At 54.1% G+C, this 26,100-nt stretch carries 24 protein-coding genes; 17 read left to right on the plus strand and 7 right to left on the minus strand.

The genetic code is table 11. The features are described from left to right. Positions 1-89: 89 nt before the first annotated feature. Both gluQRS and dksA read right to left on the minus strand, forming a co-directional pair. The gene (gluQRS, locus tag Q8W32_RS12490; protein ID WP_305415181.1) at positions 90-1,073 is read right to left on the minus strand and encodes a tRNA glutamyl-Q(34) synthetase GluQRS; all 984 of its coding nucleotides are present in this window, start codon (positions 1,071-1,073) and stop codon (positions 90-92) included. Positions 1,074-1,177: 104 nt separating this feature from the next. Continuing rightward, a complete protein-coding gene (gene dksA / locus Q8W32_RS12495) occupies positions 1,178-1,612 on the minus strand; it encodes an RNA polymerase-binding protein DksA (RefSeq protein WP_303434236.1) in 435 nt (144 codons plus the stop codon). Between the two features lie 256 nt (positions 1,613-1,868). Here dksA and Q8W32_RS12500 point away from each other — a divergent pair, with 256 nt between their 5' ends. From Q8W32_RS12500 to Q8W32_RS12510, 3 genes are all read left to right on the plus strand, one after another. Continuing rightward, positions 1,869-3,071: a pyridoxal phosphate-dependent aminotransferase gene (locus Q8W32_RS12500; RefSeq protein ID WP_370693686.1), complete on the plus strand. Its 1,203-nt coding sequence runs from the start codon at positions 1,869-1,871 to the stop codon at positions 3,069-3,071. Continuing rightward, on the plus strand, positions 3,068-3,874 hold the full coding sequence (locus Q8W32_RS12505) for a DNA/RNA nuclease SfsA (RefSeq protein ID WP_305415182.1): 807 nt from the start codon (positions 3,068-3,070) through the stop codon (positions 3,872-3,874). Before Q8W32_RS12500 ends, Q8W32_RS12505 begins: the two co-directional genes overlap by 4 nt. Before the next feature lie 252 nt (positions 3,875-4,126). Further along, positions 4,127-4,564, plus strand: a complete 438-nt coding sequence (locus tag Q8W32_RS12510; RefSeq protein ID WP_303434238.1) for a hypothetical protein — start codon at positions 4,127-4,129, stop codon at positions 4,562-4,564. 112 nt (positions 4,565-4,676) lie between these two features. On the opposite strand, the gene Q8W32_RS12515 is transcribed toward Q8W32_RS12510, so the two are convergent. Further along, the gene (locus Q8W32_RS12515) at positions 4,677-5,015 is read right to left on the minus strand and encodes a Rieske (2Fe-2S) protein (RefSeq protein ID WP_305415183.1); all 339 of its coding nucleotides are present in this window, start codon (positions 5,013-5,015) and stop codon (positions 4,677-4,679) included. Positions 5,016-5,612: 597 nt separating this feature from the next. Here Q8W32_RS12515 and Q8W32_RS12520 point away from each other — a divergent pair. After that, a complete protein-coding gene (locus tag Q8W32_RS12520; RefSeq protein ID WP_305415185.1) occupies positions 5,613-8,114 on the plus strand; it encodes a DNA polymerase II in 2,502 nt (833 codons plus the stop codon). A 58-nt stretch (positions 8,115-8,172) separates the two neighbouring features. Here the strand turns inward: Q8W32_RS12520 and Q8W32_RS12525 are convergent, their stop codons facing one another. The 3 genes from Q8W32_RS12525 to Q8W32_RS12535 form a co-directional block, all read right to left on the minus strand. Then, positions 8,173-9,546 (minus strand): aspartate aminotransferase family protein, encoded by a 1,374-nt coding sequence (locus Q8W32_RS12525; protein WP_303434241.1) that lies wholly within the window; start codon positions 9,544-9,546, stop codon positions 8,173-8,175. Between the two features lie 25 nt (positions 9,547-9,571). Further along, positions 9,572-10,333 (minus strand): SDR family NAD(P)-dependent oxidoreductase, encoded by a 762-nt coding sequence (locus Q8W32_RS12530; protein WP_303434242.1) that lies wholly within the window; start codon positions 10,331-10,333, stop codon positions 9,572-9,574. A 445-nt stretch (positions 10,334-10,778) separates the two neighbouring features. Continuing rightward, on the minus strand, positions 10,779-11,120 hold the full coding sequence (locus Q8W32_RS12535) for a hypothetical protein (protein WP_305415186.1): 342 nt from the start codon (positions 11,118-11,120) through the stop codon (positions 10,779-10,781). Positions 11,121-11,986: 866 nt separating this feature from the next. Here Q8W32_RS12535 and Q8W32_RS12540 point away from each other — a divergent pair. The 5 genes from Q8W32_RS12540 (at position 11,987) to Q8W32_RS12555 (ending at position 17,560) form a co-directional block, all read left to right on the plus strand. Further along, on the plus strand, positions 11,987-13,429 hold the full coding sequence (locus Q8W32_RS12540) for a DUF1566 domain-containing protein (RefSeq protein WP_305415187.1): 1,443 nt from the start codon (positions 11,987-11,989) through the stop codon (positions 13,427-13,429). 174 nt (positions 13,430-13,603) lie between these two features. After that, on the plus strand, positions 13,604-14,212 hold the full coding sequence (locus Q8W32_RS12545; protein ID WP_303434250.1) for a bifunctional 2-polyprenyl-6-hydroxyphenol methylase/3-demethylubiquinol 3-O-methyltransferase UbiG: 609 nt from the start codon (positions 13,604-13,606) through the stop codon (positions 14,210-14,212). A 286-nt stretch (positions 14,213-14,498) separates the two neighbouring features. Continuing rightward, entirely contained in the window at positions 14,499-14,681 is a 183-nt protein-coding gene (locus Q8W32_RS16645; protein WP_370693687.1) for an HNH/ENDO VII family nuclease, read from the plus strand. A gap of 911 nt (positions 14,682-15,592) precedes the next feature. Continuing rightward, entirely contained in the window at positions 15,593-16,885 is a 1,293-nt protein-coding gene (locus tag Q8W32_RS12550; protein WP_303434251.1) for an ammonium transporter, read from the plus strand. A gap of 15 nt (positions 16,886-16,900) precedes the next feature. Then, positions 16,901-17,560, plus strand: coding sequence for a hypothetical protein (locus Q8W32_RS12555; RefSeq protein WP_303434252.1), 660 nt, complete (start codon positions 16,901-16,903; stop codon positions 17,558-17,560). Between the two features lie 707 nt (positions 17,561-18,267). Here the strand turns inward: Q8W32_RS12555 and Q8W32_RS12560 are convergent. Further along, entirely contained in the window at positions 18,268-18,837 is a 570-nt protein-coding gene (locus tag Q8W32_RS12560) for a hypothetical protein (protein WP_305415189.1), read from the minus strand. Positions 18,838-18,979: 142 nt separating this feature from the next. Between Q8W32_RS12560 and dtd the strand changes: the two genes are divergently transcribed. The 8 genes from dtd (at position 18,980) to Q8W32_RS12600 (ending at position 26,032) form a co-directional block, all read left to right on the plus strand. Then, complete coding sequence (gene dtd / locus Q8W32_RS12565) at positions 18,980-19,414, plus strand: D-aminoacyl-tRNA deacylase (RefSeq protein WP_305415191.1); 435 nt, start codon at positions 18,980-18,982, stop codon at positions 19,412-19,414. A gap of 23 nt (positions 19,415-19,437) precedes the next feature. After that, positions 19,438-19,806: a SirB2 family protein gene (locus Q8W32_RS12570; protein ID WP_303432523.1), complete on the plus strand. Its 369-nt coding sequence runs from the start codon at positions 19,438-19,440 to the stop codon at positions 19,804-19,806. 154 nt (positions 19,807-19,960) lie between these two features. After that, on the plus strand, positions 19,961-22,177 hold the full coding sequence (locus tag Q8W32_RS12575; RefSeq protein ID WP_305415192.1) for an FdhF/YdeP family oxidoreductase: 2,217 nt from the start codon (positions 19,961-19,963) through the stop codon (positions 22,175-22,177). Between the two features lie 374 nt (positions 22,178-22,551). Beyond that, on the plus strand, positions 22,552-23,259 hold the full coding sequence (locus Q8W32_RS12580; RefSeq protein WP_303432520.1) for a hypothetical protein: 708 nt from the start codon (positions 22,552-22,554) through the stop codon (positions 23,257-23,259). Between the two features lie 130 nt (positions 23,260-23,389). After that, positions 23,390-24,082: a MotA/TolQ/ExbB proton channel family protein gene (locus Q8W32_RS12585; protein WP_305415194.1), complete on the plus strand. Its 693-nt coding sequence runs from the start codon at positions 23,390-23,392 to the stop codon at positions 24,080-24,082. Beyond that, entirely contained in the window at positions 24,082-24,717 is a 636-nt protein-coding gene (locus tag Q8W32_RS12590; RefSeq protein WP_305415196.1) for a hypothetical protein, read from the plus strand. Before Q8W32_RS12585 ends, Q8W32_RS12590 begins: the two co-directional genes overlap by 1 nt. Further along, on the plus strand, positions 24,714-25,229 hold the full coding sequence (locus Q8W32_RS12595) for a hypothetical protein (protein ID WP_303432517.1): 516 nt from the start codon (positions 24,714-24,716) through the stop codon (positions 25,227-25,229). Before Q8W32_RS12590 ends, Q8W32_RS12595 begins: the two co-directional genes overlap by 4 nt. Before the next feature lie 8 nt (positions 25,230-25,237). Next, complete coding sequence (locus Q8W32_RS12600) at positions 25,238-26,032, plus strand: hypothetical protein (protein WP_305415198.1); 795 nt, start codon at positions 25,238-25,240, stop codon at positions 26,030-26,032. The last annotated feature ends 68 nt before the right edge of the window (positions 26,033-26,100 follow it).

Below are 26,100 nucleotides of genomic sequence, written 5' to 3' on the forward strand. Positions count from 1 at the left end.
AACAGCGGCGAGGCCACTGCGTTATCGGGCTAAAACCGCGACGCTAAAAAAGGACGACAGGGTAACATAAAGCCTTTCCGCGCTGATATTTATGCCGGATCACTACTGCCAGGGCGTTGAAACGCCGCCGGAGCAGGCAGCTGGTGGCGGCCATGCAAACGTTCGGGTTGCCAGTGTTGGATCGCCCACTGCAACAGGGTGTGATTCCCTGCACCTTGCAGAGTGGCGGGTGGTTGCTGGCCCAGCCAGTCCAGCGCCAGCCAGAGCGTCTGGCCGCTGTGGTCGGGTTGTAGGGGCAGTGCCAGGTTCTGTTTGCTGAGCTTCTGGCCGTTGCGTTCGGTAGCGACCGGAATATGGGCGTAGCCGGGTGCATCCCAACCGAACGCCTGATAGATCAACAGCTGGCGCTGGGTCGAGTCAATCAGATCAATGCCCCGAACGATCTGGTTGATACTCTGGTCGTGGTCATCCAGCACCACTGCCAATTGGTACGACCAAAGCTGGTCGCGGCGACGAATTACAAAATCCCCGATGTCACGGCTGGGTGACAGGCAATAGCGGCCTTGCAGGCGATCGTCAAAACACACCGGCGCGGCCTGGGGATCAACCCGGAAACGCCAGGCGTAATCCTGCCCTGCTTCCTTGTTGGGGGGATGGGCGCAGCCTGCCAGATGCAAACGCCCTTGCAACTGCTTGCGGGAACAGCCGCAAGGAAACGCCAGACCAAGATCGGCCAGCTGATGCAGACCGTCTGAATAAGCCGCATGACGCTGACTCTGGTAACAGACGCTGCCATCCCAGGTCAGGCCATAGGCTTCCAGTGTGCGGAGAATATGCTGGCTGGCGGCCGGATCTTCCCGCGGCGGGTCAAGGTCTTCAATACGCACATGCCACTGGCCACCGGCGTGGCGCGCATCCAGATAGCTGGCCAATGCCGCCAGCAACGATCCAAAATGTAAGGGGCCAGTAGGCGACGGCGCAAAACGGCCGATATAAACCGCTTTATGAGCTGTTGTGCGTGGGGTTGCCAGTTGCGCAGAAGAGGCGTGTCGGGAGGTGGCGGAATCAGTCACTGGACTGGTTGCCGGATGGTGTGCGGAAACAGCAGCAGAGCAGGGCATAAGCACTTGGCATCAGGAAACGTGCGGGCAAGTATTGCCCGCCGCGTACAACCGGGTCAGACGCCCAGTTGTTTTTCTTTGATTTCTGCGAGGGTTTTGCAATCGATACACAGGTCGGCGGTTGGACGTGCTTCCAGACGACGAATACCAATTTCTACACCACAGGCTTCACAGTAGCCGTAATCACCTTTGCTGATCAGCTCAATGGTTTTATCGATCTTTTTGATGAGTTTACGCTCACGGTCACGGGTCCGCAGTTCGAGGCTGAATTCCTCTTCCTGGCTGGCGCGATCATTGGGATCGGCATAATTGTTCAGCTCCGTTTGCATGTGCTCTTTGGTGCGATCGACTTCTTCCATCAGCTCTTGTTTCCATTTACGCAGAATATTTGCGAAATGCTCAAGCTGAGCGTCGTTCATATACTCTTCAGTCGCGGACGCCTGGTAAGGAGTAAAGTCTGTCAGAGCGAATTCTTTTTTATCTTGCGGCATGGTGTTGCTGCCTCACCTGGTTAACGGGTTCAATCAACCGAACACTTGGCGCTCATGGCAGTAAGGACCAGTGGCCTGATCCGGCATGTCCATGGACGCCAAAATAATAAGGCCGGGAAACTATCAGATAACGGCGCGAGCGCCAACTATTTCATGGGGCCGAAGCCGCCAGCAGGCAAATAGACGCGTTAGTGCTCGACAATTTGTCGAATTGCTGGCTTCTGTCACACTATTGAGTTCGATGCAGGAGACTTTTGTGGAACACACCGCCCAACCTTCCCAGACACCAACCGAGCCCGCCATGACCCGGCGCAGCCAGGCAATATCCCCGTTTCAGGTGATGGCGATCCTGACCGAAGCGCAAACCTTGCAGGCCGCCGGTCACGACATTATTCACCTTGAAGTCGGGGAACCGGACTTTCCAACGCCAGCGCCCATGATCGATGCCGCCTTTAGCGCGTTACGGGCGGGCAAAACCGGCTACACCCCGGCGCTGGGCCTGCCAGCACTGCGCGAAAAGCTTGCCGAGTGGTATCAACAGCGCTTTGGTATCCGCGTTGCGGCGTCCCGCATTGTGCTGACTCCCGGCGCTTCCGGTGCCTTGTTATTACTGGCTGCCGCCCGACTGGAAAGCGGCGACAAGCTGATGCTGGCTGACCCCGGCTATCCGTGTAATCGCCACTTTGCCCGGCTGTTTGAAGCCAGTGGCCAGCTGATTGCTGCAGGGCCTGAGCAACGTTATCAGCTGACCCCGGCGATGCTGGAGCAGCACTGGACACCGGCCACCAGGGCCGCACTGGTGGCCAGCCCGGCGAATCCGACGGGTACCGTCCTGAATCTGACGGAATTGTCTCGATTGGCCAGTACAACTGAACGGCTGGGCGGCGAGTTATGGGTTGATGAAATTTATCAGGGGCTGAATTACGGCAGCAGCCCGGAAACCGTGTTAGCGGTTGCCGACAACGCCGTGGTGATTAACAGCTTTTCCAAATATTTTGGCATGACCGGCTGGCGGCTGGGTTGGGCCGTTGTGCCGGAGCACTGGGTGCCGACACTGGAAACCCTGGCGCAGAATGTCTTTCTGGCACCGCCAACCCCGGCCCAACACGCTGCCATGGCCGCCTTTGAACCAGAAACGCTGGCGCTATTGGCTGAGCGGCGGAACATTCTGGCTGAACGCCGAGACTATCTGCTCACCGCCTTGCCAGCGTTGGGTTTTGTGGTGCCGGTAGCACCGGATGGTGGATTATACGTGTACGCCGATGCCAGCCGTTTCACCGACGACAGTCTGGCGTTTTGTTTGCGCGCCTTGCGCGAAACCGGTGTTGCCCTGACACCCGGGGTGGATTTTGGTGAATATCAGGCCCAGACCCATATCCGGTTTGCCTTTACCGCCGATCTGGCGCGGCTGAAGCAAGCGGTCGAACGGCTGTCAGATTGGCTGGTGCCACGCGGATGAAGTACAGCTCCGCACTGATTCCCGGCCGTTTGATCAAACGCTACAAGCGCTTTCTGGCGGATATCGAGCTGGCCAACGGCGATATAATTACCGCCCACTGCGCCAATACCGGTGCCATGACCGGCTGTGCCGACCCCGGCTGCCGGGTCTGGTTATGGGACAGCGCCAACCCCAGGCGCAAACTGCGCTACAGCTGGGAATGGACTGAAGTGGCAGGGTTGTATAAAGCCTGCATCAATACCGCCAGAGCCAATCAGCTGGTGGCTGAATTTCTGCAGGGCCAATTGACGGCGGAGCCAGGCACGGCTCCGGCCAGCCCACCAGACAGCCTGACGAGCCTGACGATATCTGAGCGCTTCCAGGGTTACACCCGGGTACAACGAGAACCCAAAGTGACGGATGGACGGCTGGATTTTTTGCTGCAGGGGGAAGGGCTGCCGGATTTGTATATCGAAGTCAAAAGCCTGACGCTGCTGCGTGAAGATCGGGGCCACGGCATGGGCTGTTTCCCGGATGCCCGCACCGAGCGTGGCTTGAAGCACTTGCGCCGCCTGCAGCAGCTACAACAACAAGGCCATCGCAGCCTGTTGTTATTCTGTGTGGCGCTGGAGGGAATAACCCGGGTTGCCGCAGCGGCGGATATCGACCCGGACTACGCCACGGCATTGGCCGAGGTGATCCACAGTGGTGTTGAAGTGCTGGCCTTGCCAGTGCAGTTTGATGTTGAGCAATCCAGCTTACAGCTGTTAGCCAATCAGGAAATAGCGGTTGTGTCTGCTGCTGTGGCTCCGGGGACGGAATAAGCCGCTTCCAGCCAGATTGGGGTCGCCGCAGTAGCCGGGCGGCGGCAAAAAACAGCGCCATAAACGACAGCCAATCACTGTATTTTGCGCGACACCAGCCTGGTGCCGTTTATGTAAAGAACAGCAAGAAGACATTTGCCCCGTTAATTATTGCTCTTTTCCGACTATGCTGTTGCTCGCGATCCGCGGGCCAGTCGCAACGAGCGTATTGGCGCATCCATGGATACATATTAACGACTCCGGAGTACTTGTATGAATGTAACCACCCGATTGATTTCTGTTGCCAGCCTGGCTGTCGTATTGGCGGCACCTGTTTATGCCGATGACGAGCCGTCCTGGTGGGACAGCCTGGTGAGCAAAGGCAAGGCGATGTTTGATAGTGGCGAAGAAGACGTTGCCAGTCAGGTCGATGACAGCAGCGAAGCCGTCGCAGACAGCTCTGACGAAGGCGAAAGCATGGCGGCAGAAGGAATGGAAGCAGGCAAGGAGATGGCCCAGGACAGCTACGAATCCAGCAAGGAAACCCTCAAGGAAGGTTATGAAGCTGGCAAGGAAACAATCACAGAAGTGGTTAAAGAAAGTTATGACAATGGCAAGGATGTTGCCAAAGAAAGTTATGACGAAGGTAAAGAAGTAGCCGAAGAAAGTTATGAATCCGGCAAAAGCGCACTCAAGAATGCGTTTAACTAAAAGCCGCTGACGGAGTTGTTGTCTGCTCCGCAAGATGGCTGGCGCTGCCAACCGGCAGCGTCAGCGGTTGTTCAGATGATGGTTAAAACGAGGTATCAGGCTGGCGGTATATTTATCCATCCAGTTGTACCAACAGCTGGCCGTCCCGGATTGTCGATGCAACACCCGTTAGATGCTGGCCGCTACAGGGGCCAGCGATACATCGGCCATCCTCAACCTGAAACAAGGCCCCGTGGGTGCTGCACTGGATAAAATGGCCATCGATATCCAGAAATTGATCTGGAACCCATTCCAGCCGAATCCCCAGATGTGGGCACTGATTGCGGAAAACAAACCACTGCCCGCCCCGCCGCACGACCAGTAACGCCGTATCATCCAGCTCAAAACCTCGACTGCAACCCTCGGCAATAGCGTCTGTAGCGCATACGCTGCGCCATGTATTTATCGTCATTATTACCCCGGGTTAACATGGTGTGACGCAAGGGGACGGCAGCTGCCGCTGGACAATAGCCCGCCTACCGCTCACGCAGAGCCACGAATGGTAATACCCAAGGGCCGGCATGACCAGTTATGCGCAAGTGCGGAATAGCGAGAGTGACCGGGATAACAGGAAACAAGCACAAGTGCCAGTAGCAGGAATCAGAAGCAATAAACGGAAGCAATAAACAGCAGGCAAAAAAACGCCCCTCAAATAGAGGGGCAAAGCAACCGTGATTAGCTTGATGAGAGAGATCACCGCACAACCTGAGCTGTGATGTGAACACCGTTGCTATCTCTAGCGCCGATAAGTAAACAATAGTCATTCTCATTATCGGTGTCAATAATAATTCTCATTTATTTTGGGCGAATGCCGGGAGTGGCGCATTATGACCTTCCCTATGATCTTCTCTGTGACCTTCTCTTGGAGGTATGAACGCTTGCCGCGGCTGATAGCCCTTACTCTCGTTGGGCATTGGCTGTGAACCGGGTGCGGCCGGTTACCGATCGGTTGTAGTCAGCCAAAACCAGGTTGATTAAACTGGACACCCACCTGCACCGATGATCCTTCATGAGCCGTTCGCTTGATGCCTTTCTACTGACTTCCAGCTGGTCGGATAGCGCCCCAGCCCAGGATTCTGAGCTGGTATTCTGGTGGCACACCCCGAATGGCCCGTTACGCCAGCAACTACGTCAGCCAGCGGTGTGTTTTATCGAACGTCGCCATCAGGCAGACGCTGAGCGCATGGCCCACACCCTCGGTTGGCCTGTGCGTTGTCGAGCGGTTGAACTCACCACCTTTACACAGCAAGCGGTCACGGCGTGTTATATGCCCGCCAGCTACTGCTATCGCTGGCGCAACTTGCTACAGAACCAGGGCATTCCCTGTCGCGAAGTGGATGTGCGTATTACCGACCGCTACTTGATGGAGCGTTTTATTTACGGTGCCGCGGTGATCCATTACGAAGAGGGCGGGCTGACATCTGCGTTACCCGCGGTTGCCGACACAGACACAGAGGCCGCTGGCCCTGCCTATCAATGGCTGAGCGGTGGCCATTTAACCCCGGGCAGCTACCGCCCGACTTTGCGCTGGCTGTCGCTGGATATCGAGACCAATATTCCACGGCAGGGAGAAGCGCTGAAACTCTATTCGGTGGGGCTGGTGACACCAACGCACCGGTGTGTGCTGCTGGTGGAGCAACATGGTGCCGCACCAGAAGCGGCAACAGATCCATCTGAGCTGGTCCGGCTAGCGGACGAAGCATCGGTATTACACGCCCTCAACAACCGGATAGCTGCCAGCGACCCGGATGTGATACTGGGCTGGAACCTGATCCAGTTCGATCTGGATGTGCTGCAGCAAAAATACCACGAACATACCATCCCCATGAGTTGGGGCCGGGACGGCAGCATCCTGCGGGTTCGGCAACAACGGAATCCCCCCGACCGGATTATCGTGAATATGGACGGGCGGCTGGCACTGGATGGGATCGAACTGCTCCGGGCAGCCAGCTACCAGTTTGAAAGTTTCTCGCTGAATGCGGTGTCTGAACAGCTGTTAGGTGACTCCAAGCTGCTTACCGGCAGCCAGCGCGGTGATGATATTCAGCAGCTTTACCAAACCGACCTGGCCGCCTTCAGCGCCTATAACCTGCAGGATTGTGATCTGGTCTGGCGTATCTTCGAAAAGGTCAAACTGCTGGATTTTGCGATCGAACGCAGCCTGATGACCGGGCTGGCACTGGATCGGATGGGCGGTTCGGTGGCGGCCTTCGAGAACCTTTACCTGCCGCGCCTGCACCGCGCCGGTTATATCGCCCCCAATATTGGCGAAGGTTATCAGGCCGAAAAAAGTCCCGGTGGTTATGTGATGGATTCAACCCCGGGCCTGTTCGAGCACGTACTGGTGCTGGATTTCAAAAGCCTGTACCCGTCGATTATCCGTACCTTCAAGATCGACCCGATGGGCTTGATCGAAGGGCTGGCCACCGACGCCACACAGGCGTTACCCAATGACCATTGGGTGCCGGGCTTTTTTGGTGGGCGTTTTCATCAACAACAGCATATTTTGCCCGAACTGATCCGAGGGTTGGGCGAACACCGGGAACACGCCAAGCAAGAAGGCAACAAGCCGCTGTCTCAGGCGATCAAAATCATTATGGCGTCTTGTTACGGTGTTTTGGGATCGGAAGGCTGCCGGTTTCACGATACCCGGCTGTCGGCTTCGATTACCAAACGCAGCCATGAAATTATCCAGGCCAGCTCCGACTGGATTGCGGCACAAGGCTACGAAGTGATTTATGGCGATACCGACTCGGTATTTGTCTGCTTGCGTACGGCGGTCTCCGATGCCGCCGCCGACCGGATTGGCCAGCAGCTGGCCAGTGATTTGAATCGCTGGTGGGCAGATAACCTGCAACAACGGTTTGGCATCCAGAGTTATCTGGAAATGGAATACGAAACCCATTATCAGCGCTTTTTTATGCCCTCGATCCGCGGGGCAGACACGGGCAGCAAAAAACGTTATGCCGGGCTGATCCACGATGCCGATGGCCTGCCACACATGGTCTTCAAAGGGCTGGAAGCGGTTCGCTCCGACTGGACACCGCTGGCGCGGCAGTTCCAGCAACAGCTGTACCGGAAAATCTTTCTGCAGCAGCCGTATTCTCACTGGGTGCGGCAACAGCTGGATGATCTGCTGGCGGGGCACTCGGACCATCTGCTGAGTTACCGTAAACGTTTGCGACAACCGTTGGCCATGTACCAGCGGCAGATACCGCCCCATGCCCGGGCAGCAATGAAACTGGATCAGTGGCGACAACAGAACGGCCTGATGCCGAGATACCAGCAAGGGCGTGGCTGGATACGTTACCGCATCACCGCCAAAGGCCCGGAGCCGCTGGATGACATATCAGAGAACGACCAGCACGACGGCATAAGCTACCCAACTGCCGCACCGGATTATCAGCACTATATCGACAAGCAACTACGGCCCATTGCCGCTGCGATTTTTCAGTTTACTGGCGATGACGTGGATGACCTGCTGGGGATGCAAGGGTCCTTGTTTTTGTGACAGGTAACGGGCAAGCCGCCGTGCATAGCGGTAATTACCGACAGGCACGGCGGCGTGATCACATGGTGGAGAGTCCCTGATCCAGTATCGCCAGGATCTGGTCAATCTGAGCGTCGGTGACACACAAAGCCGGGCTCATATTAATCACGTTATTAAACGTATCAAAACAACGGTTGGTACGGCCGACCAACAAGCCCGCGTTTTTACAGGCTCCCACCAACTGCATGGTTACGGACTCATCTACCGGTTCTTTGCTGTGCGGATCGGCGACCAGCTCCAGCCCACACAACAGCCCTTTACCGCGAACATCACCAATCAACGGGTATTTGGCTTTTAATGCCTGCAAGCCCGCCATCAACCGATCACCCATCACCTGACAGTTTTCGATCAGGCCTTCGCGCTCGATAATATCCATATTGGCGAGGGCCGCAGCCGGGCCAGCCAGACAGCCACCATAAGTGGAAATATCACGGAAGTAGCCCATCGTATCGGCGGCATTCTCTTCCTGCAGCGCCTGATACACTGTTTCGGTAGTAACGGTACAAGAGATCGCGGCATACCCGGACGCCACCCCTTTGGCCATGGTGACGATATCTGGCTGCACATCATAATGCTGATACCCAAACCACTGGCCGGTACGACCAAGGCCACACACCACTTCGTCGATAATCAGCAGCACATGGTGCTTTTTGCAGATTCTGTCGACCGCCTGCAAATACCCTTCTGGTGGCGTGATAATGCCGCCCCCGGCGGTAATCGGCTCAATAATCACCGCGCCAACCGTTTCCGGCCCTTCGCGCAGAATAACATCTTCCAGCAACTGGGCGGCTTTTTGGCCGTAGTCGGTGGCATCGTCAAACTGGTTGCGATATTCAAAGCAGTGCGGAAACTCAACAAAATCCGGCACAAACGGGCCGAACTGTTCCCGGCGCTGGGATTGCCCGGCCGCACTCAAGGCGGCGATGGTGGTGCCGTGGTAATCCCGATCGCGGTAAAGAATCTTGTTCTTTTTGCCGTCATAATATTTGTGGGAAATCTGGCGCACCATCTTGAAGGCTTTTTCGTTGGCCTCGGAACCGGAGCTGGAATAGTACACCCGGTTCATCCCCGGCATCTTTTCCAGCAGGCGATGGGCAAAGCTGGCCGCCGGTTTGCTGCCCATACCACCGGCAAAGAAATTCAGCTCTAGCAACTGGGCGCTGATCGCATCCACAATTTCCCGCCGGCCATAACCCACATTCGTGACCCAGACACCACCGGCAGAGGCATCCAGATAGTGATTGCCATCGATATCCCACAAATCCAGACCATCGCCCTTGACGAACACAGGCAGCCCTTTCGCGGCCGCGGCTCCGGGGGTTATATGATGCCAGACGTAAGATTGATCGAAGTGTTTGATCTCTTCGTCGGTGTATTGATCGAGTGGTGGCATAACGTATCTCCGTTGGATTCCGGTGTCAGATATCGCGTTTGATGGCAAAAGGAGACCAGCTCTGTCTTACCGGCATAATCTCAAGCGTATTGATATTCAGGTGGCTCGGCTGGTTGGCCAGCCACAGCAGAGTCGACGCAATATCGTCTGGCTGGATAGCATGGGCACCGTTATACAGATTATCGTAAGCCTGTTGGTCGCCACCGGTTCTGACCAGAGTGAACTCACTTTCAGACAGCCCGGGAGCCAGGCAACTGACCCGCACGCCAGTACCAGCCAGATCACAACGCAAGGCCAGCGAAAACTGCTCAACAAACGCCTTGGTGCCGCAATAAACATTGCCGCCCGGATAAGGCCAGCTACCCGCAATGGAACCAATATTAATGATGCTGCTGCCTTCGCCGGATTCGATCAGCCGTGGCAATAACGCATGAGTTACCGTTGTCAGCCCCTTGATATTGGTATCGATCATGGTATGCCAATCCGCCAGATCACACTCCTGTGCGCCCTGGGTACCCAGCGCCAGACCGGCGTTATTGATCAGCAGGTCAATCTTGTCGAAAGGGGCCGCGAGTTCATCAAATGCCTTGAGCACAGCAGCAGAGTCACAGACATCCATGACCAGTGTGGCAACCTGGGTTTTATCCGCCAGCTCTTTGCCTATCTCGTCGAGTCGTTGCTGGCGGCGTCCGGTGAGTACCAGATTCCAGCCCGCAGCAGCAAATTCACGGGCTGTTGCCAGACCAAACCCGGAGGTAGCACCAGTAATAACGGCGGTTTTATTCATAAGACAGACCCTTTAAACACATGTAAACAATGTTTTAACCCATACACTGAAAATAATATCGGTATGGCTGTTATTGACAGACCGATCCCGGTCGGCTGATTCAATAGCAACAAGATAGCGTTGCTATTGTTAAATAAACGGTCGGGGTGTAACCGCATGAAACAGTTTTTTAGCCTCAGGGCAATGGCTAGACATTGCATCCTGATAAACATACCGGCCATGTCTGGCTGCACCACAACGGTTTTTCAACATACTGATTAAGATGACTAAGGTATAGGGGAATCCGCTGGTAGCTGTAGATCCAGCTTGATTACGAATGTAGAGCCAGAAGTCAAACCGCGTGCCCCAGGCGTGTCAGGTTCTGGTGAGCGCTTGGGTATGAACATACGCGATAATCCCATGTGTGCGAGCACGGTCTCGGGCCGCTACTGGTATCTGTACCTGATCATGGGCCTGTTCCGCCGTAAAATGCTGGCGTCGCAGGGTTTGCAGAGACGACCATGCCGGCCATGATCAGCAGAGGTCTGTTTTTTCTGCTCGAAGGCTGTATCCAGTCAGCCTGATGAAACGAGAGATCTGGCTCAAAACGGACGTTTACCCATGGTTCTACTTTTTCTGAAACAGCTGTATTTATAAACAGTATAATAAGGTCGAATAGAAAATCCATGCTCGTATTTCCAGAGAGGTTGCGCATTTTTTCGGTTGCTGTTAGCGTAACCCCATAAAGATCAATGGTTTTGCGCTTTTGGTGTAGAAATAATACGCCCGTTAAAACAGAAAAATGCACATGCGTGCTTTTCCAGGGAGGAGAGTTCAGTGAAAACGGAAATCATCAGCCAATTCAAATGCCAGCCTTCTTCTCGCAATAAATCGTGCCACCAGAAAAACGCGCATGCGTATGAATAAGCTGTTATGTGATATGGAGCTCCAATGTCATATACGAGTAAAAAATACGAAGATCGAACGGGTATTGAAAAAATACAATCGAATTGGAAAAAGCTTTCCGGACTGTACTCACGTAGGGAATGGTCTGGTTCTGTTGTAAGGGCTGCTACCGCAGCTGAAATTGCGTCAAATTTGGTAGTTCGTGAAGAACTAGGGATGTACTGAAAAACGCCTCACTTGCTTTGAAAATCCAAGTACGGGCTACTGCTCAACAGGCTATCAATGCTGCGATTAATATTTTAAATACCGCGCTTAATGCAGCAATTAAAGCTCTCCAGGTAGCCATATAGAAGTTATATAAATGGGTGTGGGAAATATAAGCTTTTTAGAGATATTAAAAGAGGCTTCGAAACCTCCATTAGGCATTATTATATTTAGTAATTTTGGCAATGAAAGTTGTTAGGTTGATCCTCTGGAGATAGGTATAAATTTTAAGTGTTTTCTATTCTCCTCATAGGAATAGTGAATTTTTCGTATGCATTTATTTACCTGATTTCTACTGCTTTTCACCTTGGAATGCCCTGATTTATTATCCTGATGTATTGCCCTGCTGTATTGCCGCTTCTAAGGTTGAAAATAATAATGGCAAAACCCTGATTAAAATCAGCGTTAATCGACGTTACTTTACATAGACTTCGATATTTCTGCGGATCGGTTTTATATCATACGGTCGGTTTTCTGAATTTACAGGACATGGCAGAGCTAATTATGGAAATATCGCAACATTACATCATCACCAGTGCGGTACTGCTGAGTCTGGCGGGATCATTGGCTGGCTGTGCCACCAAACACGAGGGTACCAGCGGGCGCTCGGAGGCTGCCGCCAATTCCCAGAGTCGGGCTTTTGCCATTGTCGATACCGCCCAGGGCACCTGTTACAACAACAGTGTCGAGATCGAATGCCCAGCGCCCGGGGCGGCTTTTTATGGTCAGGATGCCCAATACACCGGCAATGTGCCCAGCTATCAGGACAATGGCAACAGCACCGTCACCGATCAGGTAACAGGGCTGGTGTGGGCGCAGTCATTATCTGCAGCATCCATGGCCTGGCCCGATGCCGCCGGTTATTGCGCGGCGCTGGAGCTTGGCGGTATCGACGACTGGCGTTTGCCGAATATCAAGGAACTCTGGTCTATCCGGGACTTTTCTGCCGGTTGGCCCTGGATGGATACCGACTACTTTTATCTGGTCGGGAATGGCAAGGAAGGTGCGCAACAGCACTCCTGGTCGAGCAATTATTATCAGGTTGATACCGAGCTGGCCCAGCGTGACGTTGCCTTTGTTGTGAATGACTGGACTGGCCATATCAAGGCGCTGAATGGTCGGCGGTTTGTACGTTGTGTGAGTGGCAGTCCATACGGCAGCAACGATTTTCAGGATAACGGCGATAACACCATCAGCGATCACGCCACCGGTTTGATGTGGAGTAAAAACGACAGCGGCAAAAGCCTGAACTGGCAAGAAGCATTGGCCTACGCCGAAAACGCCACCGACGCCGGTTACGATGACTGGCGCTTGCCGAATATCAAAGAGCTGCAAAGTCTGGTGGATTATTCCGGGGTTTTCCCGGCCATAGATCGCAGCGTATTTAATATCTCTACCATTACCAATGAAGCGGACAACGTCGATTATCCCTTCTTCTGGAGCAGCACCACCAACCCTTATATCGACCCCCACGATGCCCACGGTTACTGGTTTGCCTGGTACGTTGCCTTTGGTTACGCGGTGGATCATGAGGGCCATGATATGCACGGTGCCGGTGCTGTCCGTTTTGATACCAAGGCCGAAGGGGGAGCCGATGGCCCGGATGGTGAACGGTATTACAACTATGTGCGTCTGGTGCGGGGTGGCGACGTGAGCAACACGCCGGCAGGTGATCCTGCCACGGTCAAAGCCAATCGGGTGGTCTCATTTGCCGATGGCGACACTGGCAGCATCGGTCATCGCCCAGAAGGCGGCGGCCCTGGCCCGCGACCGGATGTTGCAGCAGCAGCGGCGACGCTGAATATCAGCGAAACCGCGTTGATCAAGGCATTGGGGAAACCGAATCAGGGGCCACCGGATTTTGCGGCGGCGGCAATTGCGCTGGGGGTTACAACCGATGAACTGATCAACGCCTTGGGAGTGCCGGGTCGGCCGCCACAGCGGTGATGGCAGTAAGCTAACGACTGATAGTCAAGCACTTCAGCACGGTTTAACAGCAGTGAGTGGCCTGCATGGGTATACTGAAGCCAAGGTTCAAACCGGCAGTATTCAATAGTTATCCAACCGCTGAATACCCGGTTTGACCGGCACAGAATGCAGACGACAACAGGAGCATCACCCATGTGGGATCAACGTTATAACGAAGAAGGTTTTGCCTACGGCACGGTAGCCAATGATTTTTTGCAAGCCCAGTACGGCCAAATACCGGCGGGCGGCAAGGTCTTGTGCCTGGCAGAAGGCGAAGGACGGAATGCCGTTTTTTTGGCCAAACAGGGTTATGTTGTTACCGCGGTCGACCAGTCGTCGGTTGGCCTCAACAAGGCACAGCAACTGGCCGCGGATAACGGCGTGGTTATCTCGACGGTCGTCGCCAATCTGGCGGATTACGACCTCGGCACCGAGGCGTGGGATGGCATTGTCTCGATTGCAGCCCATGTGCCATCGGCATTACGTAAACAGCTGCACGGCAATGTGCAACCGGCCCTGAAACCCGGGGGCGTGTTTATTCTGGAAGCCTATACCGAACGGCATCTGGAGATGGAAGGCGCAGGCGGGCCACCACCGTCACAAAAAGATATGTTTATGTCGCTGGAGGCGCTGGAGGCGGAACTTCAGGGGCTGGATTTTGCGGTCGCGGCAGAAGTGGAACGCCATATGGTTGAAGGCAAATACCATCGGGGCGACAGCGCCGTGGTGCAGATCGTCGCCTGCAAAACCGCCAAGGATTAAACAAGGGCTGGCCGGGTACTCCAGTAAATCAGTAACCGGCAGTTCAGAAACAGGAAACGCCGTCACCTCGGGGCAAGCCCGGCGTGACGGCGTTTTTACGCCAGTCAGGTGGTCGCAGGGCAGTAGAGCAGAGGGCAACCCGGATACAAACCTGGTCCTTTCTTTGATTATCTCAGAGGGCAAGGTAAAGCGTGGGACGACATAATTGCGAGTGCAACTAGAACTGGTGGTAAAGATCTGGGGCTGAAGCAAAAGCCAAGGCAATCGAGTCTTTCAAAGAGATGATTTGATTGGTCCAGATGGTGAGTCCATTAATCTACATCATCTAATTCAAAGGCCGGGCGGTGCTATCGCTGAAGCGACTGGAGCCATGCATTTTGATTATTATTCAACCTTTCCTATAAATCCGAATCCGATACCATCAGGTCTTGGAAGAACAGAGTTTGACGATTGGAAAATAGCATATTGAATGAGCGGGGCTAATTATTTTGATGGCTATTTTCAGGTAGGGTTATTAATAATTCGGCTATTAACGAATCGATTTCTATTCTTCAGAATAATGATGTTATGGATATTTAATATTTCTTCGGTGATTGGAATAATATGATATTAAAATCCCCTCGGATTATCGCCTTTTTTAGGGAGGTTTGGTGCAGGTAATGTCGGAAGTTAGGGAATATATGGTTCGACGAACTCCGATTTTTAAACAGTAGGTATTCCTAATATGGTGTGGTGTATATCACAAGATAGGAATATAGGTTTGGCGAGTAATTTAATACGTATTGGAGATGGATAGTTGGGTAGTCCCTATATCATGTTGTCCGATGAATTTTTTACGTTAGACCCCAACAGTGGGTGACCAGGAAAAGAACACTGCTGTTTTTATACGCAACGGGCCAAGTGTGGGTGCCCTGGCATGCTGATTGTCCAGAATTGGCATTTTAATTGGCTGCTACGATTGAGACAGATCAATTGTGGCGGTTAATTTTTGACGTCGATTTGCAGCCCGTGTGCTGTCCCGGTGCACGCTTCTGTGGTGATGCCGGGTACGGTTGGTACCGGTTGCACCAGTCTGATTTCCGCTTTTCCAAATCTGTCACTGATTTTCTTATCAATAGTCGATGGTGCACCTTATAAGCACATTAGCGGCGTATTTAATGATGACTGAAACCATTTTTATGGAATACAAGTACCACCGTCCACTTTGGCATGTAACAGATGCACTCTGTCGGTGCGCGGGCAAGATGGCATATGGATTGCCCATTAATCCGGTGATCTGTCACACAGCACTTTGTGAGCTTGGTCATGGCTGTGTCTGGGGAGATAGCCATGGCTGTCACAAGGTTGCTTTTTATCGTTATATAACAACGAGGATAAGATATGCGCAGATTGGCCGTAGTATTCACCGGTTGCCTGATCGGGTTGCCAGCCCAAGCGGAGGAATCCGTCGTTTCTACTCTGGCAGCCGATACCATTTGGGTCGTGACTGCCGCTGCATTGGTATTTTTTATGCAAGCAGGCTTCGCCTTACTCGAAGCCGGCATGTCGCGGGCAAAAAACTCCGTCAATGTGATGATGAAAAACTACATGGATGTGTGTCTGGGAACCCTGATGTTCTGGCTGGTCGGGTATGGTCTGATGTTTGGCAATAACGTCACCGGATATTTTGGCTCCAGCCATTTCATGATGTCGGATGTGGAACCCTGGGATTACACCGTTTTGCTGTTCCAGACCATGTTTGCCGCAACCGCCGTCACGATTTGTAGTGGCTCGATGGCTGAACGTACCCGCTACGATGCTTATCTGGTGGCGTCGGCTGTGATTGCGGCCTTTATTTACCCCGTGTTTGGCAGCTGGGTCTGGGGTGGCCTGTACGGTGGCGCTGGCTGGTTGGCCAATATGGGCTTTATTGATTTTGCCGGTTCGACCGTCGTGCATTCAGTCGGTGCCTGGTGCGCTCTGGCGGGCATTATTGTGTTAGGACCCCGTACCGGTCGTTTCTCCCGCGAGACTGGCGAAGTCCGCAATATTCCGGGGCATAACCTGTCGCTGGTAGCTCTGGGCGGTTTTATTCTCTGGCTCGGCTGGTTTGGCTTTAATGGCGGCAGCACTCTGGCTGCGACGGCGGATATCGGTTTGATCGCGCTGAATACCCAGCTTGCCGCCGGTGCCGGTGCGCTCGGTGCCTTGCTGTTCAGCCGCGTATTCCGGGTTCCCATTTTGCTGACGGCAACCGTCAATGGCAGTATTGCCGGGTTGGTGGGCATTACCGCTGGATGTGCCAGCATGGAACCTCAGTGGGCCATTCTGACAGGGTTGATTGCGGGTATGATCGCCGTCGCCGGATCATTGATAATGGAACGGATGAAACTGGATGACGTTGTGGGTGCGGTACCTGTGCATGGTTTTGCTGGCGTCTGGGGGACGTTGGCCGCCGGTATGTTTGTGACCGGGGATCTGTTTAACACTCATCAGGTGATGGTGCAGTTGATTGGCATTGTGGCTGCGTTCGTATGGGCTTTCCCGCTGTCACTGCTGACGTTTGGACTGATCCGGATGACGATGGGATTACGGGTTACCACCGCTGAAGAGCAGCAGGGCCTTGATGTGTCTGAACACTATGAGGTGGCCTATCCCGAGTTCCACAAAGACATGACGTACTTTCGTCAGTAAGTATGGAGCGTATGGATGAATATCGATACCAAACGTCGTGTGGTGTATACCGTACTGAGTGAAGTACTGGATGGCGACGAACTCTGGGATGTGATGTGGCGCTGGGAAGAGGGCTACGCCCAGAAATCCCAGTATGAGTTGAACGGCTTCTTTAACGACTGTCGGGATTTGCATGCCATCGCCTCCAATCGATCACAGCTTTACCGTGATCTGATTGGCTTGCTGATGAAAGGAACATCTGGTCTGAAGGCTGACCCGATCTCGCAAATGGAAGCCTATCGGCAACGTAATGGCATACTGGACAACCCGGTTACGCTCAATACGCATGAATGGATGCCCTGTTTCAGCGTGGTGGTACAAGAATTAATGCTCCAGGTGCCAGCCGCGCAAGTGCAGCAGGTACGGATGCAAACTGAAGAACAGGCGCAACACCGCGGGGTGACACCAGATCTGGTGTATGCGTTTTCCATGCTGGCCTTAGGCAAGTCGTCCACTAATTTGCTATCGCCCGATTTTGGTGAACTAAAAACACTATTGAATCTGGTTTATGTCGCCATGTGTGAGCAACTCGGGCCAGTGGCCACCGATCGCATGCTGTCACAAGCGATTGAACGTGCCAGAAAAAAGTTCAAAGGAGTGGACGCCCGTCTGCTATTGCAGCATCACACACGTTGAGCACACAGGTTATACGGCAGGGGACATCCATTTAATCCTGCACGGCTCTGCGCGAGTGTTGCCATTGTTCAGGGCAAGGCGACGAATGCAGCGAAATGACGAGTCCTTTTCAAATTCGTCAACACCGCACTGGACGGCGGCAACCCGCGCCCTTCGGGGGCTGCCGGATGATCTCGACTCGGTGTCGCCGACTTTTGACTTGACCCGTCAGGCCTGCAAGTCGGCTTCGTGATTCGAAACCATCCGGTAGCCCAGAGTGAGCACCGGATTAAATAGATGCCCCCGGCAGTTCGTGCCGTCGATTCAGGATGGGTCTACGGTGTCGCGAAACCGTTGCATATTGGGCAAAAGACAGATACTTGTGAAAGGCATATTCGAAATGCAAGTGAAAGGCTGGTCTGTGTTTCTCGTGTAACGATTGCCGTGTTTGAGACTCCGCCACAGTATAAGCCTCAGGATAACAATATGGCTTAAATGCAGCCTTATTATATTGTCGAAAAACATCACCCAGGTGGCGATGGCGTACGGCTTCGTTAATATGGGGCGTTTTGCCCGGCAGTACCGTGATTACCTTGGGGAATTACCCTCTGAAACCGTGCGTCAGAGCCGATAAATCATCCCGTTCTGAATGTATTCCGCTGCTGCTGGATCCGTCGCCCTGTGTGACGGTATTTGGGGGCTGTAGGTAATGGGCCGGTGCTGGGGTGTTAATGACGTTGCTGTAACTGCGGATTCTGGATCGAGTGGCGCTGGATATACACCGTCACGGCCTGACTGCGCAAAATTTCCTGACCACTGGCGTTATTGATAACGGCTTCCAGTGTGTGCTGGCCGCGCACCAGCTGGTTGATCGGCAAGCTGTTGTCGCGTCCGGATGTCACCGGTTTGCCATCGACCAGCACCACAAAGGTATCTGAGGCCCGTAATGCTGGCAGGGCGTCGATCACGATGTTCAGGCTGGCGGCGAGTCCGGTGGGGATATTGTCCTGATTACCAGGGCTGAGAATTTTCAGGTGAGTGTAAAACTGTCCGGCTTGGGCAGTGGTTTGGGTCTGGCTGGTGGAGGTGACCGACGGCGCAACAAAGGCGGGGACGGTGGGCAACTCTTCCACTTCGTGGGGTTCTGAGCCTTCACTGACGCGGTCACTGAACACCAGGTTGCCTTCCGCATCCCGGGATACATGCACCTGGGTGGCGGCAAAGGCATGGCTGGTGGTCAGACAGAACAGGCATAACAGCCGGGTCATCACAGAACGTCGAAGGAATATCGGGCGCATGAGGGAGTCTGTACTCTGTCATTGTGTAGGTTTGGTGACAGCTTACCCGAGTTTTTGCGGCAAGGGTGAATGATGTGCAGCGCTGGAATTCATCGTTATGCTGCAGGCGTTGAAATTGTGAACTGGTTAAACAGGAAGACAGATGATCGGATTGATTCAGCGGGTTGCTCACGCCAGTGTGGCGGTGGATGGTGAAGTGGTTGGCGAGATCGGTGCAGGGTTGTTATTGCTGCTGGGAGTGCAGCCAGACGATACCACGGCGACAGCAGACAAGTTGTTGCACAAGGTGCTGAATTATCGGGTGTTCAGTGATGATCAGGGGCGCATGAATCGCAGCCTGTTGGCAGCAGAGGGGCAATTGCTGGTGGTGTCGCAGTTTACTCTGGCAGCGGATACCGGACGCGGCTTGCGCCCGGGCTTTTCAACCGCCGCGCCTCCGGCATTGGCGGAATCCCTGTACGATTATTTTGTCGCAGAGGCGGGGCAGTGTGTTCATACTGCCAGCGGCCGGTTTGGTGCTGATATGCAAGTGGCGTTGACCAACGATGGCCCGGTCACTTTTTGGCTGAATGTTTAACCCTGTCATTTTTTGAGGACCTTATGGATTACTCTGCAATAAAACACGCTCACGCCGGTCTGGCTTATTTGTCGGCCTTGTTGTTTCTGGTTCGTTTCGGTCTGGCGTATGCCCAGTCCGGGGTGATGAAAAACAAACTGGTTAAAATCCTGCCGCATGTGATCGATACCATCTTGCTGGTGTTTGCTATCTGGCTGTGTGTGCTGATTGGCCAATACCCGATTGTGGATGGCTGGTTGACGGGCAAGGTGATCGGGCTGGTGGTGCTGATTGGTGCCGGTGTGGTGGCGATTCGCCAGCGCAATATTCCGGCGGCTGTGCTGACCCTGGCAATGTATGGCTATCTGATCGGGGTGGCAAAGAGTCATAACCTGTTGTCGTGGCTGGCCTGATATTGCTGGCTTGATATTGCCTGATTGCAAAAGACTTTTACGGCTGGGGATATGGCTTGGATTCTGACGGCGCAGGCGCTTTACTGACTCATTGATCTCACATTGTACCGTCACTGTCATCTGATCGGACACGGGCGGTTGCACGGAGCTGTCCATGAGTAAATCCGATTCTGTCTTATCTACCGCCCGTACGGCGAGCGCCCCTTCCATTGTGGGTGGCGGCCCCAAAAAAGTTTTGTATACCTTGCAGACCGTGGGTCGTATTGGCTTGCTCAATTCTGCCAAGGCACTCAAAAGCCACAATGCCTGCAAGGCTTGTGGTCTGGGGATGGGAGGGCAGCATGGCGGCATGACCAACGAAATGGATGAATTTCCGTCGGTCTGCAACAAGAGTATTCAGGCCCAGTCAACGGATATCCAGCCGCCAATACCAGAGGCTGTTTTTCAGCATACGCTGGAGGATTTCCAGCAACTGAGCCGTTATGAGCTGGAACATCTTGGCCGTTTGAATACGCCGTTGTTCAAACCCGCCGACAGTGACCAGTATCAGGTGCTGAGCTGGGAGTCGGCATTTGAGCGTATTGCCGAGCGTATGCAGGCAACCCCTGCGGAGCGCAGTTTTTTCTATTCCTCCGGGCGTTCGTCCAACGAGGCCGGTTTTGTGTTGCAGTTGCTGGCACGATTATCGGGTACCAATAATGTTTCCAACTGTTCGTATTACTGCCATCAGGCGACCGGTGTTGGTCTGCAATCCACGGTGGGTTCGTACACTGCCACCGTGGAGCTGGAGGATCTGGTGGAGTGTGATCTGGTGGTGCTGGTGGGAGCCAATCCGGCATCCAATCACCCGCGTTTGATGCATAAGCTGATGGCCCTGCGTGAACGTGGCGGTCATGTGGTGGTGATGAATCCGGCCAAGGAATCCGGGCTGGTGAAGTTTGCTGTACCCAAGAGCCCCCGTTCCATGCTGAAAGGCGGCAGTGAAATTGCCTCCGAGTATTTGCAGCCCAAAGTGGGGTCGGATATCTGGTTGTTGTACGGCATTGCCAAATCCCTGCTGCAACAGGGGCTGATGGACGATGCCTTTATTCAGGCGCATACCGAAGGCAGTGACGCCTTTCTGACGCTGGTCGCGGCTTTGGGCTGGGCTGAAATTGAAGAGACAACTGGTGTTCCCCAGGCTGATATCGACCGGATTGCGGCTTTGTACGGGCGTTCGGAAAAAGCAATTTTTGCCTGGGGCATGGGGGTAACGCACCACACCCATGGTGCCGATACGGTGGAAGCCATCGCCAATCTGGCCTTGTGCCGGGGTATGGTTGGCAAGCCGGGGGCCGGACTGTTGCCGCTCAGGGGCCACAGCAATGTCCAGGGGATCGGCACCATCGGGGTAAAACCGGTGTTGCCCGAACAGGTGTTTCAGGCACTGGAGGAAGAGTTGAACGTGCGGCTGCCAACCGAGCCGGGTCTGGATACGCTGGCCAGCCTGGAGCAAGCCCATGCCGGAGAGATGGATCTGGCGGTTATGCTGGGTGGCAATCTGCTGGATGCGACGCCAGATACACGCTGGGCCAGAGAGGCACTCGACCGGGTCAAGACCAAGGTATTCCTGACCACCACGTTAAACCGGGGGCATGTCTCCGGGATGGAAAACAGCGAAGCCTTTGTATTGCCTGTCGCGGCCCGGGATGAAGAATTTGAACCCACCACACAAGAGTCGATGTTTAACTTTGTGCGCTTGAGTGATGGCGGCATTATCCGGTTGGATAACGTTAAGTCCGAAAGCAGCATTTTGCTGGAAATGCTCAAGCGCGGTGTGCGTCAACCGGGCCTTAATCTGACCTCGATCGAGTCTCATCAAGGGGTGCGGGAATGTATTGCGCGGGTGATTCCGGGTATGGCTGGTCTGGCGGATATCAGTGACAGTCAGCGGGAGTTCCATATTCCCAACCGGCTGATCAAAACGCCGGAGTTTGCGACCAGCAGCGGCAAGGCTCACTTCCAGACCCATTCATTGCCGGATCTGGCAAGGGCGGCTGAGTTTCCGTTTGCTCTGATGAGTGTGCGCAGCGAGGGGCAATTTAACTCCATTATCTATGAAGAAGCGGACAGCTATCGTGGTACGCCTAACCGCTGGTCGGTATTGATGTCGCCACAGGATATGCTGGAAAAGGGCATCAAACCGCAGCAGAAGGTGACGTTACGTTCCCCTAATGGCTGTATGGAAGCGGTTGAGGTTTACCCGTATGGACTGAGCCGGGGGGCGGTAATGGCCTATTACCCGGAAGCCAATGTGCTGACAGGGATTGAGCGTGACCCCAGAAGTCATACCCCGGCCTTCAAGTCGGTGGCGGTGGCGATAGAGGTGTGACCCGACGACGGTTGATGCAGCAGGGCTGACTCTGCTGCTGATCCAAACCGGGTGCCGATCGGTTGACAGGGTTGAATGGATAACTGTATTCCATTAATGGAATAATCATATCCAGTCGATTGGGCGCAACCCACCTTTGGGTTGTTGCTGCTGATTATGGGTTGTCAATCGTGTAATTGAGGCGTTTTTCTCACAAAAAAGGCACTTTGGTTGCTTCTGGTTCCTTGTCTTTTTCTTTTAAGTTAAAAACCATTATTGTCATAAATAATTAACAAACTGTTGTTATAAGCAGGACTAATTCCATGGCTTTCCGGGTTGGTTTAATAACGTTTATACGTTACTGGCTGCCGGAACCGGCCGATGGAATTAAGCTTATGATGATCACTTATGTAAAACTGCCCTGGCTGGATGTCTCTCAGGCATTTGTCTGTTTCCGGTCATCACGTCGATTGCCCGAAAATGGCATCAGAACCGCAGATCAAGTGATTATCGATCATACCCCGTCCACCGTGGCCATGACGGATAATGGCTTGTCGGTGCTCAAGCTGATCAAGGCCCGTAGCTGGCATGAGTACGTCAAGACCCTTTGGGCGCACAGCCGCCTGTTCAAAGAGGTGCAGGGGAATCGTTTATTGACCCGGCTTGGGGTGCACGTCGCCGCCATTCATGAAGTCGGGATCGGGCTGTTACCTGGCAGCCGCTACCGCTATCTCGGTTATTACATTATGGAAGATCTGGCGTCTGTCGGGGCGCAGGAAGTCTTTGAGATGTTCTTGTCCGGCGGACTGACCCCGGAAGAGCGTATCCATTGGCTGGATCTGATTCTGGATGATCTGCGCACCATGCGGGATGCTGGCGTGGTGTTCTCGGATTGTCATCTGAACAACGTTTTTGCTCATCCGCTGAAACAGCATGTGATCTGGATCGATACCGGCGTCACGCGTTATTTTTGCCCCCGAAGCCGAAAATTTGCCCGCAAGTTCAACTATTCCATCCGCCGTTTGGCCGATTACCATGACCAGCACTTGATGCTGACGCTGGAAGAGAAACGCCGCATCCTCGCTCTGCTGTTGCCAGAATAGTACGACCATCGACTACTGCCATTCGGGCCATCCGGCCCTTCACCCGGTTCTATAGTAGCGCTGACCTGCGGCGCTGCTTCACGCAAGATAAGAAGTCACCGAATACAACACATCCATCGCAGGTGGCGGTATGTCTTCTTCCAGCCCTAATCCGGCCTCTTACCAAATGCTGTTGCACTGGCTCCTGTTGCTGGGGCTGATGATATTTGTCACCTGGCTGTTACTGGATCTCGGGGTGCTGAATACCTTGCTGGCCGAAGATGTCACCCGTATCAGCAGCGTGATTTTACTGATGTTTGTGGTTGGCTGTGGTCATTGCGGCTATCGTAGCTGGATTCTGACTGCAGAAGCCCTGGCATTGACGCGTCTGCAGCGTGCCTGGCAAGCAGCTCCTTCGCTGGCGTTGGCATCCGAGCCATCCTTGGGCGGTCAGTATTTACAAGGGCTTGGCCCGCTTCAGCAAGACAATGCCCTTGCCGCAGAAATCCTGGCGGAGCGTGTCCGTGGCAGTCATCAGGTCGGCTGGTTTATGACCGGTGTCCTGGTCAAGCTGGGGCTGCTGGGAACCGTGGTCGGCTTTATGCTGATGTTGGGGTCGGTGTCAGGGTTGGAGAATCTGGATACGTCTGACCTGAAAGTCCTGATGCAGCAAATGACCGCCGGTATGGGTGTGGCGATGAATACCACACTGGTCGGGCTGGTTTGCAGCATTTTATTGGGGCTGCAATACCTGCTGCTGGATCGCTCTGCCGACCGTCTGGTGGCCGATGCCGTGACGCTGGGCCAGACCGTGTTATCCAACGACCGTATGAGTGCGAGCTGATGGCGTTGTTTCGTCATAACACACATGCGGACATCGACCCCTTTACCGACTTGCTGTTTAACGCGCTGCTGACCTTTACCTTTCTGTTTCTGGTTGCATTGATCTTGCTGAACCCACCGGCCAGGACCGGCATTGTTGATCCCAAGGCGGAGTTCCTGATTACGGTCAGCTGGCCGGATGGCAATCCCAACGATGTCGATATCTGGGTCTCTGGCCCGGATGGGAAGCAGGTGAGCTACAAACAACCCCAGGCTGGATTGATGCACCTGGACCGGGATGATCGCGGCATGATTAACGATGTTCAGGTGGTGAATGGCGTAGAGGTTCGTAATCCGCTCAATCAGGAAGTGCTGACCATCCGGGGGCGTCCGGCGGGAGAGTACATCGTCAACCTGCATTATTTCAAAACCCAGCAGGGAGTGGACCCGCTGCACTCGTCAGACAGTATCGAAGTGCCTGCGACCGTGTATCTGGCCGAAGTGAATCCAAAAATGAACGTGCTGTTTTACCACACCGAAGTGCTGAGCAAGGAAGGTGATGAAGTGACCGCCTTTCGTTTCACGATTACGCCGGAAGGCAAAGTCACCAATATCAACCAGCTGCAAAAAAGCCTGGTTCGGGGAGAGGATAAATGACGGAAACCCTGTTGCTTTTGGTTTTGGCCTATACCGCGATGGTGGCCTTGCTGGTGCTGGCGTTGATCAGCAGTCACTGGTCGGTGATAGCCAAACTGATGTTGCTGGTACTGGCCTCTGGCTTGTACTGGGGCAGTTACCTGGGCTGGAAAGACAGCCAGGGCTGGCCCGCGAGTGTTGAGGTGCCAGACAAGTTTTTACTGCATTTTGCCGTTATTGAAGAACCGGATGACAGCGATGGTACTGAGGGAGCGATTTACCTCTGGTTGACTGATTTGTACAAGGATCAGCTGGCGCCCGAACCACGGGCTTATCAGCTGCCGTATGACCAGGAGCTGCACGCCCGGGTTGAAAGTGCCATGCGTCGGGCCAAGGCGGGGAATCTGCAGTTGGGGATAAAAGCGGGTGGTGACGACTTGCCCGAGGTCAAACGCTTCCGCCAGCAGCTGGGAGAGCATCCTCTGGATCTTGAGTTTGTGGCTGTACCTGACCCGTCACTACCGGAAAAATAGGAGTCACAATGCGTAGCCTGCGGTTGTTTCGGTATCTGTGTTTTTATGGATCGGCTCCTGATGTTGGGTCCGGGCGATTGCCGGTCTTGTTGCCCGGGTTGATAACTGCGCTGCTGGCGGGGTGCGGCCAGGCTCCGGCCAGTGATGACTATTTCCCGTTGCAGCCCGGCTGGCACTGGCACTATCAAGTGACCGAAGCGCGCCAGCAGCAACGCAGTGTCCATCGCTTTGAGGTGACAACCCGGCGTATCGATACCCCGGTTGAGCTGGCAGAGGTGATGGCTACTCCACAGATGGTGGTTCGTCATACCAGTGACGGTACGGATTATTATCTGTTGCGGGATCTCAGCGGAACCTATCGTGTGGGCAAGCGTACCCTGGTTGAAAAAAAACCTCGTCTTGATGCCGAGCCGGTGCTGGTGATGCCACCTCCGGATGAACTGGAGCAGGGCATCAGCTGGAATCAGACCACCCGACCGTATGTGCTGCACAGTACCCAAAGCCATGTGGCCTGGAATCAAGGCAATAATGAATTTGTTATGACTTACGAAGTGGCCGAAACCGGCCTGGTACTGAGCACTCCGGCAGGGGAGTTCCAGCATTGTATCCGGATTGAGGGGCGTGGCCGGATTGGGTTGTACGCTGACCCGCGGCTGGGTTATCAGGAGGTTGAGGTGGTGCAGTCTGAATGGTATGCCCCCGGTGTTGGCCTGATACGTCTGCAGCGTGAAGAACCAATGGACCTTGAGATGTTTCAGGGTGGCAGTCTGACGTTTGAGCTGATTGAGTTACAGAGGCCCTGACATTCCGGGGTCTTGGGTCCGGGAAGCTGGAGTTTGGGAAGCTGGAGTTTGGGAAGCTGGAGTTTGAG

It is taken from the genome of Oceanobacter sp. 3_MG-2023 (assembly GCF_030688925.1).
Lineage (GTDB): Bacteria > Pseudomonadota > Gammaproteobacteria > Pseudomonadales > Oceanobacteraceae > Oceanobacter.

What these genes read in the sequence shown, in the direction of transcription:
- dksA (WP_303434236.1), bottom strand. Translation starts at nt 1,612, where the DNA reads ATGCCGCAAGATAAAAAAGAATTCGCTCTGACAGACTTTACTCCTTAC.
- Q8W32_RS12505 (WP_305415182.1), top strand. Translation starts at nt 3,068, where the DNA reads ATGAAGTACAGCTCCGCACTGATTCCCGGCCGTTTGATCAAACGCTAC.
- Q8W32_RS12510 (WP_303434238.1), top strand. Translation starts at nt 4,127, where the DNA reads ATGAATGTAACCACCCGATTGATTTCTGTTGCCAGCCTGGCTGTCGTA.
- Q8W32_RS12515 (WP_305415183.1), bottom strand. Translation starts at nt 5,015, where the DNA reads ATGACGATAAATACATGGCGCAGCGTATGCGCTACAGACGCTATTGCC.
- Q8W32_RS12520 (WP_305415185.1), top strand. Translation starts at nt 5,613, where the DNA reads ATGAGCCGTTCGCTTGATGCCTTTCTACTGACTTCCAGCTGGTCGGAT.
- Q8W32_RS12525 (WP_303434241.1), bottom strand. Translation starts at nt 9,546, where the DNA reads ATGCCACCACTCGATCAATACACCGACGAAGAGATCAAACACTTCGAT.
- Q8W32_RS12530 (WP_303434242.1), bottom strand. Translation starts at nt 10,333, where the DNA reads ATGAATAAAACCGCCGTTATTACTGGTGCTACCTCCGGGTTTGGTCTG.
- Q8W32_RS12540 (WP_305415187.1), top strand. Translation starts at nt 11,987, where the DNA reads ATGGAAATATCGCAACATTACATCATCACCAGTGCGGTACTGCTGAGT.
- Q8W32_RS12545 (WP_303434250.1), top strand. Translation starts at nt 13,604, where the DNA reads ATGTGGGATCAACGTTATAACGAAGAAGGTTTTGCCTACGGCACGGTA.
- Q8W32_RS12550 (WP_303434251.1), top strand. Translation starts at nt 15,593, where the DNA reads ATGCGCAGATTGGCCGTAGTATTCACCGGTTGCCTGATCGGGTTGCCA.
- Q8W32_RS12555 (WP_303434252.1), top strand. Translation starts at nt 16,901, where the DNA reads ATGAATATCGATACCAAACGTCGTGTGGTGTATACCGTACTGAGTGAA.
- Q8W32_RS12560 (WP_305415189.1), bottom strand. Translation starts at nt 18,837, where the DNA reads ATGCGCCCGATATTCCTTCGACGTTCTGTGATGACCCGGCTGTTATGC.
- dtd (WP_305415191.1), top strand. Translation starts at nt 18,980, where the DNA reads ATGATCGGATTGATTCAGCGGGTTGCTCACGCCAGTGTGGCGGTGGAT.
- Q8W32_RS12570 (WP_303432523.1), top strand. Translation starts at nt 19,438, where the DNA reads ATGGATTACTCTGCAATAAAACACGCTCACGCCGGTCTGGCTTATTTG.
- Q8W32_RS12575 (WP_305415192.1), top strand. Translation starts at nt 19,961, where the DNA reads ATGAGTAAATCCGATTCTGTCTTATCTACCGCCCGTACGGCGAGCGCC.
- Q8W32_RS12580 (WP_303432520.1), top strand. Translation starts at nt 22,552, where the DNA reads ATGATGATCACTTATGTAAAACTGCCCTGGCTGGATGTCTCTCAGGCA.
- Q8W32_RS12585 (WP_305415194.1), top strand. Translation starts at nt 23,390, where the DNA reads ATGTCTTCTTCCAGCCCTAATCCGGCCTCTTACCAAATGCTGTTGCAC.
- Q8W32_RS12590 (WP_305415196.1), top strand. Translation starts at nt 24,082, where the DNA reads ATGGCGTTGTTTCGTCATAACACACATGCGGACATCGACCCCTTTACC.
- Q8W32_RS12595 (WP_303432517.1), top strand. Translation starts at nt 24,714, where the DNA reads ATGACGGAAACCCTGTTGCTTTTGGTTTTGGCCTATACCGCGATGGTG.
- Q8W32_RS12600 (WP_305415198.1), top strand. Translation starts at nt 25,238, where the DNA reads ATGCGTAGCCTGCGGTTGTTTCGGTATCTGTGTTTTTATGGATCGGCT.